Below are 16,949 nucleotides of genomic sequence, written 5' to 3'. Positions count from 1 at the left end.
GCTTTTATAAGTGATATGGGATTTCATAATCGAATAGAAAAATAAACAAGTTCATGGTGCGTAAAATTATTCCAGTTTCTTCCTTTGATTGTATTGTTTTTGGTGGCAATGGTGATCTGGCGTTGCGCAAGCTTTTGCCGGCTTTGTATCATTGTCAGTGTGCTGGGCAATTCAGTGAGCCAACACGTATTATTGGGGTTTCGCGCACTTCCTTAAGTCGTGAAGAATATCAAAATTTTGTCCGCATTTCTTTAGAAAAACATATCCATCCAAAAGATCTCAATTCAACAGAACTCAATCGTTTTCTTGCACGTTTAACTTACGTTTCTGTTGATGTGACCTCAAATCGCGGGTGGGAGGATTTAGCCCTCCTTCTGTCACAAGATTCAGCGGATATTCGAGCTTTTTATTTGGCTGTTGGTTCGTCACTTTTTGCTGATATTGCGATGAAGTTGGAAAAAAATGATTTGGTGACACCACAAACACGGATTATCATTGAAAAACCAATTGGTTGCGATGTAAAAACAGCGGTTTCACTTAATGATGTATTTGCAAGTGCCTTTAATGAAGAGCAGATCTTTCGTATTGATCATTATCTTGGGAAGGAAACTGTTCAAAATTTAATGGCATTGCGGTTTGTTAATACACTTTATGAACCGCTATGGAACTCCAATTATATTGATCATGTTCAAATAACCGTTGCTGAATCTTTAGGGTTAGAGGGCCGTACAGAATATTATGAAAGCACTGGTGCTCTACGCGATATGGTTCAAAACCATATGCTACAATTACTTTGTTTGGTTGCGATGGAAATACCATTTACCAACAGTGCTAATGCTGTGCGCGATGAAAAACTTAAAGTTTTACATTCTTTAACACCGCTTGATGTCCATAATGTAGGGCAGCATACTGTACGTGGGCAGTATCTTTCTGGTCTATCAAATGGTATATCGGTAGAGTCTTATTTTGATGATCTGGGAAGAGTGAGTAAGAGTGAAACATTTGTAGCACTTAAGGTTAAGATTGATAACTGGCGTTGGGCTAATACGCCTTTTTATTTACGAACAGGTAAGCGCATGTTCACGCGAATGTCTGAAATTGTTGTGGTTTTTAAACCTATTCCTCATAATATTTTTAATGTGGATTTAGATGAAATTTTTTCTAATCGGCTTGTAATTCGTCTCCAACCTGATGAAGGTGTAAAACAATGGTTGATGATTAAGGATCCAAGTTATGGCGGTATGCGGTTTCGTCACATTCCATTAGACATGAGTTTTTCTTCCGCATTTTCTGAACGTAATCCTGATGCTTATGAACGTTTATTAATGGATGTTATTCGTGGAGATCAAACACTGTTTATGCGTCGTGATGAAGTTGAGGCTGCTTGGCGTTGGATTGATCCAATCATTGAGGGATGGGAAGAAATAAAACAGCCTGTTCACAGTTATAACGCTGGTTCATGGGGGCCGTCTGCTTCGATGAGCCTCATGGAACGTGATGGGCGTATATGGAACAATTTAGTTTAGAGCAATAAGTATGTATAGAATGAATATTGACCGTTTAGATTTTGAAACCCCTCAGACTTTAGCCTTGGCATTAGCAGATCGAGTAGCAGCAGAGCTTAGTGTATCTGTTCTTGAGCGCAAGAGAGCTGTTTTAGCGGTGTCTGGTGGTAAAACACCAGAATTGTTTTTTCATTATTTGTCAAAAGCGGATATTGATTGGCAAAAGATTATTATCACGTTGGTCGATGAACGTTTTGTTCCTACACACGATGAACGTTCAAATGAACATATGGTACGGTGTCATTTGTTACAAAATTGTGCCGAAAAAGCACGTTTTGTAGGGCTTTATCATAAAGCAATTACTGCTGAACTTGCTGCTTTTTCAGCGGCGAGTCGTGTTAATACTTTGCCTAAACCCTTTGATGTTGTTGTTTTAGGAATGGGGGAGGATGGACATACGGCTTCTTTTTTTCCTGATGCTGATCGTTTAAAGCAAGCGCTTGATTTACGAACACAAGCACTTGTTTTACCCCTTCATGCTAAGAGTGCTGTTGAGCCAAGACTCTCACTAACTTTGCCAGTTATTATGCAATCTCGTTGTATTATTCTCCATTTTGAAGGTTTTCAGAAACGCGATTGTTTTGAAGAGGCTTGTCAAGACGGGTCTGAAATAGAAATGCCTATTCGGGCAATTTTGCGTAATTCCCCTCATCTCGTTCAGGTTTATTGGTCGCCTGCAGAAAATGAAATAAGTGAATCAAAATATGCGACACAAGGTGAATAAAAACGTAATCTCTCTCAATGAATGAGGGGCAGCAACAATGAAAGGGGGAGAGAAATATGGCACTTTCCAAGACAATTGCCACAGTTACACGAAGGATTTATGAACGGTCTCAATCAACACGAGAAATTTACTTAGATCGTATTGCAAAAGCACAAGTTCATCGCCCCAAACGGAGTTTTTTAGGATGTGCCAATCAGGCTCATGGCTTTGCTGCTTGTGGTGCAATAGATAAAGAGCGTTTGAAGGGAAATATCGTTGGGAATATTGGCATTATCACGGCATATAACGATATACTTTCAGCACATCAACCTTTTGAAAAATTTCCTCACTTAATTAAAGAGTCGGCCCGTATGGTTGGTGGTGTTGCACAGGTTGCAGGTGGTGTTCCCGCGATGTGCGATGGTGTTACGCAGGGAAATGCGGGGATGGAGCTTTCCCTTTTTTCGCGTGAAGTAATTGCAATGGCAACAGCTATAAGCTTATCACACGATGTCTTTGATGCAGCATTGTATCTTGGGGTGTGTGATAAAATTGTGCCAGGTTTATTGATTGGTGCCCTAACATTTGGTCATTTACCAGGAATTTTTATAGCAGCTGGTCCCATGACAAGTGGTCAAGGTAATGATGAAAAAGCGAAGATACGTCAACTTTACGCGGAAAATAAAATAGATCGGCAAACACTTTTAGCATCAGAAGCACGTTCTTATCATGGGCCAGGAACATGTACATTTTATGGAACAGCTAACTCTAATCAGGTGATACTGGAGATGATGGGGCTTCATATGCCTGGAGCTTCTTTTATTAATGCGAATACACCGTTGCGTGATGCTTTAACAAAAGAAGCTACGAAACGTGTACTTGAAATGACAGATCTTGGTGATCATTATAGTCCACTTGGTATGATCATTGATGAGCGTTCTTTTGTGAATGCCATTGTAGGATTAAATGCAACAGGAGGTTCTACCAATCATGCGATTCATTTGATTGCTATGGCTGCTGTTTGCGGTATTAAATTGACATGGCATGATATTGCAGAAATTTCATCCGTTGTGCCTCTTTTAGCGCGCATTTATCCTAACGGTTTAGCAGATATTAATCATTTTTACGCTGCGGGGGGAATGGGATTTATTATTCGCGAGCTTATCGAGGCAGGCTTGGTCCATGAAGATGTTTCTACGGTTTTTGGTAAAGATCTCAATGCTTATGCAATTGAAGCAAAGCTTTCTGCTGATGGTCATGTGGTGCGTGAAGCGGCTCTTAAGGAGAGTGGTGATCATAAGGTGTTAGCGGGGTGGAGAAAGCCATTTCAGCTTGATGGTGGTCTTCGTGTTTTATCAGGAGATTTGGGAACAGCTATTATAAAAGTTTCCTCTGTTAAACCAGAGTATTGGCAGATTAAAGCACCAGTCTTTGTTTTTAATGATCAAGAGGAACTACAAAAATCTTTTAAATCTGGAGTGTTGCATAATAAAGACTTTATCGCTGTTATTCGCTATCAAGGACCAAAAGCCAATGGTATGCCAGAGCTTCATAAATTAACGACCATTTTAGGCGTTTTACAAGATCGCGGTCAAAAGGTAGCATTGATAACCGATGGGCGTATGTCAGGAGCGTCAGGAAAAATTCCTGCTGCTCTCCATGTGACACCAGAAGCAGTGGATAATGGCCCCATTGCACGTTTGCAGGATGGTGATATTGTTTTTCTTGATGCTCATGAGGGTAAATTAACCCTTTTGGAGGATTTAGCAAAATTTAACGCGCGAAAAATCATATCTCCGGATCTTTCAAAAAACGAACATGGTATTGGACGCGAACTTTTTCATGTTTTTCGTCAATCCGTTAATCGTGCAGATCAAGGGGCATCTGTTTTTATGACATGAAAAATGCAAAAATAAATAAGCTGAATCATATACAATGAAACCATATACAAGGAATTGTTACAATTTTTAGAATTTTGGTATCGGCAGATTGTGTGATCGCGCGGCGGCTTTGAGTGTATTAACCATAAGCATGGCAATTGTCATTGGTCCAACGCCTCCAGGAACAGGGGTGATCGCAGCAGCTTTTTCTTTTACGTTTTCAAAATCGACATCACCAACAAGACGTGTTTTCCCTATACCTTTTTCTGGTGCAGCAACGCGGTTAATACCGACATCAATAACAATTGCACCATCTTTTATCCAGTCTTTTTTAATCATTTGTGGGCGGCCTACAGCTGCTACTAGAATATCAGCGCTTCGACACACATCATCAAGGTCACGGGTACGACTATGGGCAATTGTCACAGTGGCATTGGCTGCTGTTAAAAGGGCAGCCATAGGTTTTCCAACAATATTAGAGCGTCCAACAACGACAGCATCAAGTCCAGATAAATCTCGTCCACAGTGTTGTTCAATCATCATCATGGCACCAGCTGGAGTGCAGGGAATAATTGCATCTTCAAGTGCATTTGCCGCGAGTTTTCCTACATTAATATAATGAAAACCATCAACATCTTTTTGGAAAGCAACGGCTTGTGTTATGCGATTTGTATTCATATGAGCAGGGAGAGGCAGCTGTACCAAAATACCATGAATTTTGGGATCAGAATTTAATGTTGTAATAAGTTGAAGGAGATCTTTTTCTTGCGTTTCTTTGGAAACGACATGTTTGATTGAAAGAAACCCACATTCTTCGGCTTTTTTATTTTTTGAGGTGACATATACTTGACTTGCAGGATCATCTCCAACGATAATAACAGCGATACTAGGTTGTATATTATAGTGATGGCGGAGCTTTGCTGTTTCGGCCTTAACTTTCACAATAATCTCTTCAGCAAGTTTTTTTCCGTCGATAATATTATTCATTCAGAGATCCTTTCGGTAAGGCTGTTTGTTTTTTTTGTAAAGCATTTTCTAATAATACGATAGAGTTTTATAGCAATATTCATATGAGAACAGTAAGAATGGTTTTATAATGTTGTGGATTTATAGTTTTGAAGACTTTTAAATAATTGCTTTATAAAGAAGCAGCAACATTGCTGTTTGAATAAATTTTGGATAAAGAACAAAAATAATGAAGATACAAAGTGGATATAGTGAATTATAGGATTATAAAAACTTTTTATGATCATTTAAGTTTGTTTTTAATCTGTTATAGGGGGATAAGTATAGAGGGATAATGTGCGCATCAGAATAATAAAATTTTTGAGCGGAGTTTTTATTACAATTATCTTTTTATTTGGAGTGGGGATTCTCGTTTTACCTTATCTTATTTCTACAGATGCGATTCGTATTCGTTTAGCGCAGGATTTAAGTGCATGGACGGGTTACAATGTGCAATTGCGTGATCCACCGCGGTTACATCTTTTTCCTTATCCTAAAGCATTTCTTTCTGGCGTTACTTTAACATCAAAAATGGATGATGTTGCGCCATTAATGGAAGCTGAATCAATAGAAGTTGATCTTTCTGTCGTCGATCTTCTTTGGGGACATATTTCTTTTTCAGAGACGCGGATTATGCGTCCTCAATTTGTTATGGAAAAGCCTGTTAAAACAATAGCAGATTTTTTTGATCGGTTTTCTCGCTCACAAGGTGCATTAGGGGTGGCTATACGTAATACGCGTGAAATATTAAAACATAATCCTGAGCATCCAGAGATAGAGCACCTTTTAAAACAACCTTTTGGACGGATTGTCATTAAAAATGGTGTTCTTGTGTATCACGATAGTTTTTCAGGAGTAGCAGAAAAAATAACAGGATTAAATGCAACTTTAGATTGGCCGGAATCAACTCAGGAAGTACGGTTACGTGCAGATGCGCGTTGGCGCGGAGAATTTACAAAATTATCACTTGATGCTTCTCAAGCATTGCTGCTTCTTGCAGGAGGCAAAAGTCATATTAGGGCAAGTCTCAATTCTGTACGTGGGGGAATAACTTTTACAGGAAAGGCTCGATTATCTGAATATTATATTTTTGACGGAAAAGTGTCGATGCGTTCTCCTGGATGGAATCAGACATTGTCTTGGGTTGGTGGAAATCAGTTTTGGGGACATAAATTAAAAATACCCATTGTATGGGAATCTCATTTTTTAGCGCAGCCAATGCATATCCAAATGAACAATGTTACATTTACGATGGGGAAAGCCAATGCGCGAGGAGCTTTAAAACTCGATTTTCAAGATTATGTACCAAATCTCATGGGCTCTTTAGCTTTTGATAACCTAGACCTTAGCCTCTTGGGTTCAATGTTTTTTTCAGGTAAAAAGAAAAATGCCTGCTTTGACATGAGAATTTTTGATCGTATTGGCGTGGATATACGACTTTCTGCGCCACAAGCTAAAATAGGAAATATTTCACTCACAAATTTAGCTGCTGCAATACAAATAAGAGATGGGCATGGTATTTTTGATCTTGGACATGCGAATATTTTTGGTGGATCCGTGCAAAGTAATATTGAAGTTACGTCAGCTGGACAGAAAGTGCGTATTGGAGGAAATATTTCAGGTGCTTCTATTGATATGCAGGAGACTTTAGAAATCTTGGGATTTATTCCATTTATACAAAGCAAAACGAATTTTACTGCAACGGTACGAACACTTGCTGATTCTTGGCCAGAAATTTTTACGAAAATGCAGGGTGAGTTAACACTGAAGATGTCTTCTGGTCGGCTATTAGGGTATGATCTGAATGAATTACAAACAAGACTTTCAAATAAACAACAATTTCTTTTAATGAATAATGATACTTTTTCAACAACATTTGATCACTGGGATATTCAGACAAGCTTTTCAGAAGGTATGATGAAGGTAACAGAGTCATTAATGCGTACAGCAGACTTGAGCTTATCCATTCAAGGAACCATTGCAACTGCTATTGCGCAAGGGAAGGAAAATGAACTGATATTACAGGCACAACTACGCAAAAACTATAGATCAGAAACTTTATGTAAAGATGTCCAATGTCTTGCTAATAGCCTTGCATGGCCTTTTACATTTTCTCTAAGCTCTAAAGGACAAAATCATGGTGATTTTTGGGTTACAAAAGATATTAACGCAGATTGAGTATCGTTTTTCATCTGTATAATATTCTATCCTATAATGGTAATTCGTCTTTTTGCAACTTAAAATTGTCTTTTAAATTTAAATCAGAGCTCCCATTATCGGAAGATTCTCTCATTTTAAATCCGTTCGTCGTGAAGCAGTAAAAACCATCCTCACCGTCATAATAAGTGAGGTTGGTATAGATAAATGACTGAAGAGAGGAATAAAAAACCTTCTTATGGAATCTTTCAAATACAAGAGATTCATAATATCGGTGCTAATCTTATAAAAATTGCTAAAAAACATTAAAATTTTAAGGAGGATGTTGGCCAGTGCTTATTGAATCGCAGAAGAAATACCATAGCCATCTTTGGTAATTGTATGCTTCCCGTCGGCTCCAACAGAACCAATTCCCACTGTAATCAAAATAAAGGCTAAGAGGGTTGTAATCGTAATAATTGTAGCTTTTTTAGCAGACATATTTTTCCTCCACGGATGCATCAATGACTGAATGCAAAGATGAATGGTGCATTATTTAAACTTTTATGAAAGCAGAATCACTTAAGGATCTATAAGTTCCTATTATTATCTCATAAAGCTAAAAAAACTCTATAATTCTTTAATATATTATAGTTCTATAGATATAATTTTTTCTTTTTGCTATATATTTTTCTTCATTTTCTCGATGACGATAGTGAGCATTGGCAAAATTTTTATGCGCATAAATTATAAACTTAAAAGATTATTTATCCGACAGACATTGGCTTTGAATGAAGAAATAAAGATAGAGGGGGCACAAGCTTCTTATCTTATGCATGTTTTGCGTATGAAAGAAGGAGCAGAAATTTTACTTTTTAATGGACAGGATGGTGAGTGGCTTGCTAAACTTATCACTGTTAAGAAAAAATTTGTTGTGGTTCAGCTTATCCATCAAGAAAGATTACAAACGACGCATTCCAATCTTATTTATTGCTTTGCTCCACTCAAAAATGCGCGGTTGGATTATATGGTGCAGAAAGCTGTTGAAATGGGGGTATCGATTTTGCAGCCTGTTATAACGCATCATACGCAGGTTACGCGTATCAATATGGCGCGTATGGAAGCCAATGTTATTGAAGCTTCTGAACAGTGTGGAATTTTATCTCTTCCTGAATGCGTATCGGCTCTATCATTAGCAGAACTTTTAGCACAGTGGGATGAGACACAGCCTTTATTCTTTTGTGATGAAGAGCATAAATCGCATAATCCATTACCTTTTTTTAAAAAGCGTGACGTTACAACACCTGGTATTCTTATTGGACCGGAAGGTGGCTTTAGTGAAGAAGAGCGGAGCTTTTTAAAAAAACATCCTTTTGTGGTTCCAATATCACTAGGTCCGCGTATTTTACGCGCTGATACTGCCGCTGTTGCTGCTTTGGCTCTTCTTAATGCTACCGTGGGGGATTGGGCAATGGATTGAGAAATCTGTAAAATCATTCTAAACAATTTATTTAAGATGATGATACCAATTATAGGATACGGTAAGTTATGGCGCTTGATATAACTGATGAAAGTGAAATTTATAACTTAGATTCTTTGGTTAGCTATTTCCAAGGGGGGTATAAAGCAGAAGATGATTGGCGCATTGGTACAGAACATGAAAAATTTCCGTTTTATAGAGATGGTTTTCACCCTGTTCCTTATGAAGGAGAGAGGGGAATCCGAGCGCTTTTAGAGAGGATGCAAAGCGCCTTAGGATGGAAACCTATTTTAGATGAAGAGAATATTATTGGGCTCGTAGGATCAGTTGATCAGGGAGCCATTTCTTTGGAACCTGGGGGACAATTTGAATTATCTGGTGCACCATTAAAATCAGTAAGCCATACATATTACGAGTTGATGGAGCATTTAACTCTTCTCAAAAAAATTGCAGAACCATTAGGTATAGGTTTTCTAGGTCTTGGAGCTAGTCCAAAGTGGACTTTAGCTGAAACGCCGCGAATGCCTAAATCACGTTATCAGATTATGACTGATTATATGCCTAAAGTGGGGTATAATGGTCTTAATATGATGTATCGCACATCAACAGTTCAGGTTAATCTTGATTTTTCATCTGAAAGTGATATGCGGCGAAAAATGCAAGTATCCATGAAGTTACAGTCCATTGCAACGGCATTATTTGCAAGTTCGCCCTTTACAGAAGGGCGCCCAAATGGCTTTTTATCGTGGCGTTCTGAAATTTGGCGTAATACGGATAATCAGAGGACAGGCGTTCTGCCCTTTGTATTTTCTGAGCGTTTTGGTTTTGCTGATTATGTTGAATGGGCCCTTGATGTTCCAATGTATTTTGTTGTGCGTGATGGTCGTTATTATGATTGTACACACATAACGTTTCGTCAGTTTATGAATGGAGCATTAAAAGGACAAGTTGCAAATTCAATTCCAAACATGGGAGATTGGATTAATCACTTATCAACGTTATTTCCTGAAGTCCGATTAAAAAGATTTTTAGAAATGAGGGGAGCTGATTGTGGTTCTTGGAAGCGCATTTGTGCGTTGTCAGCTTTTTGGGTTGGGCTTCTTTATGATAGGGAAGCACTTAATGAGGCAGAGGCTTTGACAAAAGATTGGTGTTTTGAAGAAGTTTTAGAGTTGCGCCAACGTGTTCCTAAAGAAGGGTTAAGAACTCCTTTTCGTCAAACTATTCTTTTAGAGTTAGCACGTCAAGCTCTTACTATTGCTCGCAAAGGCTTAAAAAATCGCAAACAGTATGATACGAATGGTTTTGATGAAACAAATTTTCTTAATCCTTTAGAAGAGGTTGTTGCAATGGGACAAACAGATGCTGAAAAATATTTGTCCCATTACTATTCTATTTGGAATGAGTCTGTAGAACCTTTATTTTTAGAATGTGCCTATTAAATTTGAAGCAAAGATACTTCCTATTTTTTTAAAAATACATATCACCGTGGTGGTTCATTCACTCATTTGCTCTAGAGAGCATACCCTATCTTGCTTTTAACATTTCTCATAACGGAAAGGATACAATACAAAAATTTCTTGGGGAGTGTGATTTTTATACCTAATAATATCACGATATTTCCGTAATCATAATGTTGTCCCTTTGTACAAAAGATAGTTCATAAGAGATAAAGCTTATTATCAAACATTTTTTATTCACTTGGCTAAGCCTACTTATGAATAGGTCTGAAAATAATATTTTTTACTTTTAAAAGGGATAAAAAAATATAATTTGCCGTTAATAGTCAATTATTATAATTCAATATACGATGCTTATATGAAAGAGTATTTTATTATACAAAAATTACGATATCAATCTTTCAGTGCGCTAAAAAGAAAGTAGAAAAAATACCGATAGATCGATGTATGTATAACTCAATTTTATTTTTATAAAAAAAGAAATATATTATGTAAATAGATAGAAATAAAGATTATTATATATATATAATGAATGTGTTAATTACATCATTAAATATTGATAAATAAAAAATATTATCTTCATAGAGTTATATGAAATTATAAGCTATTCATAGATAAGAAATAACTATTTGTATGCAAAGGGGTATTATATTAAAATACTATTATTCTTGATAAAGAGGCACGAGATAAAGAGATTGAATTTGCAACGAATGAGTGTTTGAATACGCACAAAAAGTCAAAAAAGCACAACATTTCTATAGCAGAATAATCTTTATCAGTATGAGCGCAACTTATTATAGGCAATTAATTATCCCCATACATTGTAAATCTACTGTAAGACTGCTTTTAATGCTTTAAACTGTATTATTCATAAAATTTATAATATTTTTAGGCTTAAAGCCTCCCATTTTAATCATATATCCTCAGTCTTTTCCATTGTTTTCATTATCTAGAAATTTGTAATCGTCTTTGTTATGCTCTCACTAGGATAAGCAGCTTTAAAATGTGCTCGTCCTTCATCCCTAATGGCATCACGCCTCTGTAAACCAGATGTTTTTCTTTCCTTTATTGAATTTGCAAACAAATGGGATTGTTTTTCATCATGAACAGTTACAGAGATTCAACGTTTTTATAAAGATACCGTGGAAAGCATTGACCTGTATCTATTGCATCTAGATTAGGCAAATTCTTAGCTATCAATACAGAAAAAACGCTTCGTGCTCCTATGCCTGTAATTTGTATCATCCTATTTTCAACTTTTTGTCCTATCAGGACTATACGAGGCATTTGGTAAATTCCATCGTTGAGATTCCGATTATAATAAAACCACTGTTGCGTAAAAGGATGATATGAACTCTGAGTGAGGCATGCCTCTTCAAATTCAAAAACCTTTCCTCTTATTAGTTCTTGCGTAAGATTATAACTCCAACTTATCTTTTTTATATCTAAAGTGACAAAATTATCTATAGCATGTGCACGTGTTGTTCGATCAGCATATGAATAGGTATCGTTAAAACGTTTTACTGCGCTATTATAAAAAGCAATCATATTATTTATATTTGCTGCTCAAGCTCCGCCTTCCAATGTTACGGCAACTCTTGCATTAAGATGTTTCATAAAAGGTCTTTTTACTCCTTTCTTATACATTTTTACTCATACGCCAGCCCTGCTTGTGACGTGCAAGCAAATGATTTTGATTGATTCAAGATAAACAGGTTTGAAATGAGAGAATCTTACGTTATTCGGGACTCTCATTTAATATGCAAATTTAATATGCAAAACAGTAAATTATGATTATAAATCAACATGTTGTATTTCAAAGCCTTTTTATGATTATAAAAAGAGTTTTGAAAAATAAAAAAGCTTTCATTGAGAGCAAAGAAAGAATGTATAAAAAGTATTTTCAATAAAATAATTATATTTGAAGTGCTGATCAAAGCTATTGAGAGTGCAGTCCATAAAATGAGCAGAAGTAGCTTGTTGGTGTATTTTCTAGAAAAATCATGAATGTTCAATTGTTAATTCATCCTTGCTTGGAAAGCCCGCTTCAGTTCAAATAGAAAAAGAGAGAGGTAAGGAGATTTATAGGATAAGATATGCTGTAATTATTCAGTATTAAGATGCAATGAATGTTGCTTATATTTCTCTTTTTTAAATATTTTATGAGAGTGAAAATTTAAATAATAAGAAAATAATTTTATTTATTTTCTTTAAACAGTTATTAGTAGATAAAAAATTCTCTTTTAATCTATAAATTAAAAAAATAATGATTTTGTAAAAGCCTTGTAAGCTTTATAGGTTAATTTTAAATATCATGCATTGATTTTGAATTATGCAGATTATTTATGTCAACCATAATAATAGTGAGTATAGACAATGACATTTAATTTTTTCGTCAATTTATTTCTATTTGTTATTTTTTTATTATTGGTTTCTCAAAGTAAGAAAATGCAATGGAGTCTTTCACTACGTGTTATGCTATGGCTTATCCTTGGCTTGATTTTTGGAAGTGTTTTGCAGTTTATTTATGGAGAGGGTGAAAGCACTTTATTGAAATCCGTTGAATGGTTTAACATTGTCGGTGAGGGCTATATTTTATTGTTGCAAATGATTGTTATGCCATTGGTTTTTATCTCTATCGTTTCAGCAGTTGCTCATTTACATTCTGTTTATGCTGTTGGAAAGATGAGTATAATAACAATTTCAATATTGCTTTTTACAACGGCTCTTTCAGCATTGGTTGGTGTGCTTGTGGTTAATTTTTTTGGATTAACAACCGATGGTTTAGTGCATGAAGGGCAAAATGTTTCTGCTCTTCTTGAAGGTCATATTTCTAAACTTGGAGATATGAATATACCAAAGATGATTTTGTCTATGATTCCTAAAAATCCATTTGCTGAGTTGAGTGGAGCTAAACGTACGTCAATTATCAGTGTTGTTATTTTTGCGTCATTTTTAGGTGCATCGGTTCTTCTTTTAAAGAAAGATGAGCCAGAAAAAGGAGAAAAAGCGCTTTTATTTATTCAAGTGGCACAAGCTTGGATTATGCGGTTAGTCCGTATTGTGATTGCTTTGACGCCTTATGGTATTTTTGCACTTATGACGAAAGTAGGAGCAATATCGCGTATTACAGATATTTTAAATTTACTGGTTTTTATCATTGCCTCTTATGTCGGTATTATTTTAATTTTTGGAATTCATGGTGTATTGCTTGGTATTTCTGGGATTAATCCCTTTCGTTTTTTCAAAAAGGTTTTACCAGTTTTAACATTTGCTTTTAGCAGTCGTTCAAGTGCTGCAAGTATTCCTTTGAATATTGAAGCGCAAACACAGTGGATAGGTGTACCACAATCCATTGCGAGTTTTGCAGCTTCTTTTGGGGCAACAATTGGACAAAATGGTTGTGCTGGTCTTTATCCAGCAATGCTTGCGACCATGATTGCACCCTCTATGGGTATTAATCCTCTTGATCCCACTTGGATTGCTACGCTTATTGGTGTTGTAACGTTGAGTTCTATTGGTGTTGCTGGTGTGGGGGGAGGTGCTATTTTCGCTGCATTGATTGTGTTACCAATTATGGGGCTTCCTGTTACTTTGGTTGCTGTACTTATCTCTATTGAACCGCTAATTGATATGGGACGTACTGCTCTAAACGTGAGCGATTCAATGATAGCTGGAACGGTCACTAGTCAAATATTACGGACAACAGATAAAAGTATTTTAAAAAAATAATTTTAGGTTATATTTTTTGGGGCTGTAAAACATCTGTAAGAGATATTTGCGCTGAACCAGGTTGTAGGGGTTTTTGTTGGTTGGGATGAGGAGCCCAACCAGAGAGCCAGATGAAAGAAAAATGTGCACGAATACGTCCATCAGGATCACTAAATTGTTGTGCATAGATTTCAGCTGCGCGGAGAAAAAAACGTTTGGATACAGGGCGTCGTGAACGATTGATGAGTGCATTTTGCATTCCCATAGCTTTAAGATCGTGCATAAGGTCAAACATTGTATTATAACGTATTGTGATATCTTCAACGTCTGCTACAGGCAGGGCAAAGCCAACACGCTGTAAAAGAGCGCCTGCATCACGAATGTCGGCAAAAGGGTAGATTCTAGGGCTTGCTCCACCATAAATTTCACTTTCAGCTTGCAGCAGGCTTTCCCGCAATTCTCTTAATGTACCAGCTCCTGCCATAACAGCAAGAAATAAGCCATCTGGTTTAAGAGTATTTTTTATCTGGCTTAGAATACCAGGGGTATCATTGGTCAATTGTAATGAAAGAAGTGAAACAATAAGGTCACAGTAACTTTGAGGTAAATCAAGAAATTCTCGATGACGTAAATGAAATTTTTTATCATGGCTTTGATAAAGCGTATCGGTCTCAATGCGTTCTATGGAACAAACTTTTCCAGATTTCATTAAAGCTTGCGCAGCAAGGTCTGTATGGCTGTGTAAATCGAGAGCTAATGTAAAGAGGCGATCAACAGTGCTAAGGCGTTTATAGAGATCTTCTGCCATGTGAGAGAGTAAAAAGTCACATCCTTTTTTTGCTTTTTGAAAGGCACGTTTTCGGAATTGTTCAATGCGGTTATGATCAAAAATTAAAGGATGCGACATATTGTAGAACACTTTCGATCTATGAAAGAATATATTTTAAAAAGGTTCATTATTTGTGCAAGCTCTGTCAAGTTTATAATATGAAAGAAAATAAATTTATAGAAGGTAAGAGTTTTTAAAGGAATTAAAATTATAAATTGAGGAAATACAAAGGAACTTTTGTTCTGAGGGAAACTTGTAAAAGCCTAAATTTATAATGTTGTATTTTCGAGAAGCGGCGTTAAATAGTGGGGATATACTAAGTAAGTTCGTTGAACGCTTGAAAACGATGCTTTATCCACCAATTTGTCCTGGATGTAAGCAAAATGTTTTTACTTATGGTACGATTTGCTCCGAATGTTGGAAAGATCTTCAATTTATCACAAAACCTTATTGTCCTGTTATGGGGACTCCTTTTGTTTGTGATATGGGGGATGGTTTTCTTAGTGGTGAAGCACTCCGTAATTCCCATCCTTTTTCACGTGTTCGCTCAGTCATTGTTCATAAAGGGCTTGCACGAACTTTAGTAACGCGCTTAAAATATGGTGATCATATAGAATTGGCATCATTTATGGCCAATTGGATGATGTTTGCTGGACGCGAGGTTATTGATGATTGTGATGTTATTATTCCCATTCCATTGCATTTTCGTCGTTTTTGGGAGAGGCGTTATAATCAATCTGCTGAGCTTGCACGTTACATTGCAGCATCACAAAAAAAGCTTTTAAAACCGAGTTGGCTTGTTCGTTGTCGGCATACCCGTCCGCAGGTTAGTCTTTCTTCGAGAGAGAGAAAACTTAACGTAAAAAATGCTTTTAAGGTTTCGCATAAAGTTAAAAAATATCTCAAAGGATGTTCTGTTTTGCTGATTGATGATGTATTTACAACGGGTGCAACAGTTACAGCAGCAGCTGCTGCATTAAAAGATGCAGGTGCACGACAGGTTGATGTGCTAACATTTTCGCGTGTTCTCAAAGAAGATTCTATTTTTCCCTCTTCTTAAGAGGAATTTAAAATGAATATTATTAAAAAATATTGGAGGATAATACTATGAAAGAGGTAATAATTTATACACGCCCTAACTGTCCTTATTGTACAAAAGCACGTGATTTGCTTAATAAAAAAGGCGTAAAGTATACAGATATTGATGCTTCCACATCCCTTCGCCAAGAAATGGTACAGCGTGCAAATGGACGTAATACATTTCCACAAATTTTCATAGGTGATTATCACGTTGGCGGTTGTGATGATCTTTATGCTTTAGAGGCTGAGGGAAAGCTCAATTCTTTATTACAAGGCATATAATGTTTGTAAATTACATATTCTTAAGACCGTTTTGCAAGAAGGAGATAGTTAACGCCCATGTCTTTTGAGCGATTCCAGCTGTCGTTTAATGGGTTATAAGTAATACCTATCTCATCAACGACAGTCAGAGCGTTTTTTGATAAGAAATTTTTAAGTTCTAGAGGTTTTAGGAATTTTTTATAATCATGGGTTCCTTTAGGAAGCCAACGTAGAATATATTCAGCGCCTACAATAGCAAGCCCCCATGCTTTCCATGTGCGGTTGAGTGTTGAGACAAACATCAACCCTTGTGGTTTCAACATTTTTGCTGTAGCTGCTATGAAGAGATTAACGTCAGCGACATGTTCAACAACTTCCATATTAAGGATGATATCAAATTTTTCTCCTTCATTGGCAAGTACTTCTGCTGTCGTCGTGCGGTAATCAATTAAAAGGTCATTTTGAGCTGCATGGGTTTTTGCGACTTCAATATTTGTTTGTGCAGCATCAACGCCTACAACTATAGCACCAAGACGTGCCATTGGTTCAGATAACAAGCCTCCTCCACAGCCAATATCAAGAATTTTCAAATTGTGAAAGGGCGTAAGTGAAGAAGGGTCACGATTAAACTCTAAACAGATTTTTTCTCTGATGTAAGCAAGGCGTGTTGGGTTAAATTGGTGAAGAGGTCGAAATTTTCCTTGTGGATTCCACCATTCTGTAGCAATACGTGAAAAATGATCAATTTCACTTTGATCAATAGTCGTTTGTGTTTCATCGATCATGTTGCCTTCCTTTATTTTTAATGATCAGGTCAAGTAGATTTTATACAAAGTCAA

General features: G+C 36.6%; 14 protein-coding genes. 9 read left to right on the top strand and 5 right to left on the bottom strand.

Features of this window, described 5'->3' with window-relative positions; all coding sequences use genetic code 11:
* Positions 1-53 precede the first annotated feature (53 nt).
* From zwf to edd, 3 genes are read left to right on the top strand one after another with little or no spacing between them, the layout of a single operon-like run.
* Positions 54-1,526 carry a glucose-6-phosphate dehydrogenase gene (gene zwf, locus ACFING_RS02265; protein ID WP_375629588.1) on the top strand — a complete coding sequence of 491 codons (1,473 nt, stop codon included), beginning with the start codon at positions 54-56 and terminating at the stop codon, positions 1,524-1,526.
* Positions 1,527-1,536: 10 nt separating this feature from the next.
* Entirely contained in the window at positions 1,537-2,289 is a 753-nt protein-coding gene (gene pgl, locus ACFING_RS02260) for a 6-phosphogluconolactonase (protein ID WP_375629585.1), read from the top strand.
* Positions 2,290-2,345: 56 nt separating this feature from the next.
* The gene (edd, locus tag ACFING_RS02255; protein WP_375629582.1) at positions 2,346-4,169 is read left to right on the top strand and encodes a phosphogluconate dehydratase; all 1,824 of its coding nucleotides are present in this window, start codon (positions 2,346-2,348) and stop codon (positions 4,167-4,169) included.
* 66 nt (positions 4,170-4,235) lie between these two features.
* Here edd and folD read toward each other — a convergent pair whose 3' ends face one another.
* On the bottom strand, positions 4,236-5,135 hold the full coding sequence (gene folD, locus ACFING_RS02250; protein WP_375629579.1) for a bifunctional methylenetetrahydrofolate dehydrogenase/methenyltetrahydrofolate cyclohydrolase FolD: 900 nt from the start codon (positions 5,133-5,135) through the stop codon (positions 4,236-4,238).
* Positions 5,136-5,450: 315 nt separating this feature from the next.
* On the opposite strand from folD, the gene ACFING_RS02245 reads away from it, so the two are divergent.
* Positions 5,451-7,331, top strand: a complete 1,881-nt coding sequence (locus tag ACFING_RS02245; RefSeq protein WP_375629577.1) for an AsmA family protein — start codon at positions 5,451-5,453, stop codon at positions 7,329-7,331.
* A 315-nt stretch (positions 7,332-7,646) separates the two neighbouring features.
* On the opposite strand, the gene ACFING_RS02240 is transcribed toward ACFING_RS02245, so the two are convergent.
* A complete protein-coding gene (locus ACFING_RS02240) occupies positions 7,647-7,790 on the bottom strand; it encodes a hypothetical protein (protein WP_273790383.1) in 144 nt (47 codons plus the stop codon).
* Positions 7,791-8,025: 235 nt separating this feature from the next.
* On the opposite strand from ACFING_RS02240, the gene ACFING_RS02235 reads away from it, so the two are divergent.
* Positions 8,026-8,769 carry a 16S rRNA (uracil(1498)-N(3))-methyltransferase gene (locus ACFING_RS02235; RefSeq protein ID WP_375621105.1) on the top strand — a complete coding sequence of 248 codons (744 nt, stop codon included), beginning with the start codon at positions 8,026-8,028 and terminating at the stop codon, positions 8,767-8,769.
* 68 nt (positions 8,770-8,837) lie between these two features.
* Positions 8,838-10,211, top strand: a complete 1,374-nt coding sequence (locus ACFING_RS02230; RefSeq protein ID WP_375621104.1) for a glutamate--cysteine ligase — start codon at positions 8,838-8,840, stop codon at positions 10,209-10,211.
* 1,128 nt (positions 10,212-11,339) lie between these two features.
* Here the strand turns inward: ACFING_RS02230 and ACFING_RS02225 are convergent.
* Positions 11,340-11,777 carry a type ISP restriction/modification enzyme gene (locus ACFING_RS02225; RefSeq protein ID WP_375629574.1) on the bottom strand — a complete coding sequence of 146 codons (438 nt, stop codon included), beginning with the start codon at positions 11,775-11,777 and terminating at the stop codon, positions 11,340-11,342.
* An 828-nt stretch (positions 11,778-12,605) separates the two neighbouring features.
* On the opposite strand from ACFING_RS02225, the gene ACFING_RS02220 reads away from it, so the two are divergent.
* Positions 12,606-13,961 (top strand): L-cystine transporter, encoded by a 1,356-nt coding sequence (locus tag ACFING_RS02220; protein ID WP_375629572.1) that lies wholly within the window; start codon positions 12,606-12,608, stop codon positions 13,959-13,961.
* A 7-nt stretch (positions 13,962-13,968) separates the two neighbouring features.
* Here the strand turns inward: ACFING_RS02220 and ACFING_RS02215 are convergent, their stop codons facing one another.
* The gene (locus ACFING_RS02215) at positions 13,969-14,847 is read right to left on the bottom strand and encodes a methyltransferase (protein WP_375629570.1); all 879 of its coding nucleotides are present in this window, start codon (positions 14,845-14,847) and stop codon (positions 13,969-13,971) included.
* Positions 14,848-15,043: 196 nt separating this feature from the next.
* Here ACFING_RS02215 and ACFING_RS02210 point away from each other — a divergent pair, with 196 nt between their 5' ends.
* Entirely contained in the window at positions 15,044-15,829 is a 786-nt protein-coding gene (locus tag ACFING_RS02210; protein WP_375621100.1) for a ComF family protein, read from the top strand.
* A 47-nt stretch (positions 15,830-15,876) separates the two neighbouring features.
* Complete coding sequence (grxC, locus tag ACFING_RS02205) at positions 15,877-16,131, top strand: glutaredoxin 3 (protein WP_375612081.1); 255 nt, start codon at positions 15,877-15,879, stop codon at positions 16,129-16,131.
* A gap of 20 nt (positions 16,132-16,151) precedes the next feature.
* Here grxC and ubiG read toward each other — a convergent pair whose 3' ends face one another.
* Positions 16,152-16,895: a bifunctional 2-polyprenyl-6-hydroxyphenol methylase/3-demethylubiquinol 3-O-methyltransferase UbiG gene (gene ubiG / locus ACFING_RS02200; RefSeq protein ID WP_375629567.1), complete on the bottom strand. Its 744-nt coding sequence runs from the start codon at positions 16,893-16,895 to the stop codon at positions 16,152-16,154.
* Positions 16,896-16,949 lie beyond the last annotated feature (54 nt).

Origin of the sequence: Bartonella sp. AP150HLJHH (assembly GCF_042196385.1) — a bacterium.
GTDB lineage: Bacteria > Pseudomonadota > Alphaproteobacteria > Rhizobiales > Rhizobiaceae > Bartonella.
The sequence above is the reverse complement of the archived record's forward strand: the minus strand, read 5'-3'. Positions and strand labels throughout refer to the sequence as shown.

What these genes read in the sequence shown, in the direction of transcription:
- zwf (WP_375629588.1), top strand. Translation starts at nt 54, where the DNA reads ATGGTGCGTAAAATTATTCCAGTTTCTTCCTTTGATTGTATTGTTTTT.
- pgl (WP_375629585.1), top strand. Translation starts at nt 1,537, where the DNA reads ATGTATAGAATGAATATTGACCGTTTAGATTTTGAAACCCCTCAGACT.
- edd (WP_375629582.1), top strand. Translation starts at nt 2,346, where the DNA reads ATGGCACTTTCCAAGACAATTGCCACAGTTACACGAAGGATTTATGAA.
- folD (WP_375629579.1), bottom strand. Translation starts at nt 5,135, where the DNA reads ATGAATAATATTATCGACGGAAAAAAACTTGCTGAAGAGATTATTGTG.
- ACFING_RS02240 (WP_273790383.1), bottom strand. Translation starts at nt 7,790, where the DNA reads ATGTCTGCTAAAAAAGCTACAATTATTACGATTACAACCCTCTTAGCC.
- ACFING_RS02235 (WP_375621105.1), top strand. Translation starts at nt 8,026, where the DNA reads ATGCGCATAAATTATAAACTTAAAAGATTATTTATCCGACAGACATTG.
- ACFING_RS02230 (WP_375621104.1), top strand. Translation starts at nt 8,838, where the DNA reads ATGGCGCTTGATATAACTGATGAAAGTGAAATTTATAACTTAGATTCT.
- ACFING_RS02225 (WP_375629574.1), bottom strand. Translation starts at nt 11,777, where the DNA reads ATGATTGCTTTTTATAATAGCGCAGTAAAACGTTTTAACGATACCTAT.
- ACFING_RS02220 (WP_375629572.1), top strand. Translation starts at nt 12,606, where the DNA reads ATGACATTTAATTTTTTCGTCAATTTATTTCTATTTGTTATTTTTTTA.
- ACFING_RS02215 (WP_375629570.1), bottom strand. Translation starts at nt 14,847, where the DNA reads ATGTCGCATCCTTTAATTTTTGATCATAACCGCATTGAACAATTCCGA.
- ACFING_RS02210 (WP_375621100.1), top strand. Translation starts at nt 15,044, where the DNA reads ATGTTGTATTTTCGAGAAGCGGCGTTAAATAGTGGGGATATACTAAGT.
- grxC (WP_375612081.1), top strand. Translation starts at nt 15,877, where the DNA reads ATGAAAGAGGTAATAATTTATACACGCCCTAACTGTCCTTATTGTACA.
- ubiG (WP_375629567.1), bottom strand. Translation starts at nt 16,895, where the DNA reads ATGATCGATGAAACACAAACGACTATTGATCAAAGTGAAATTGATCAT.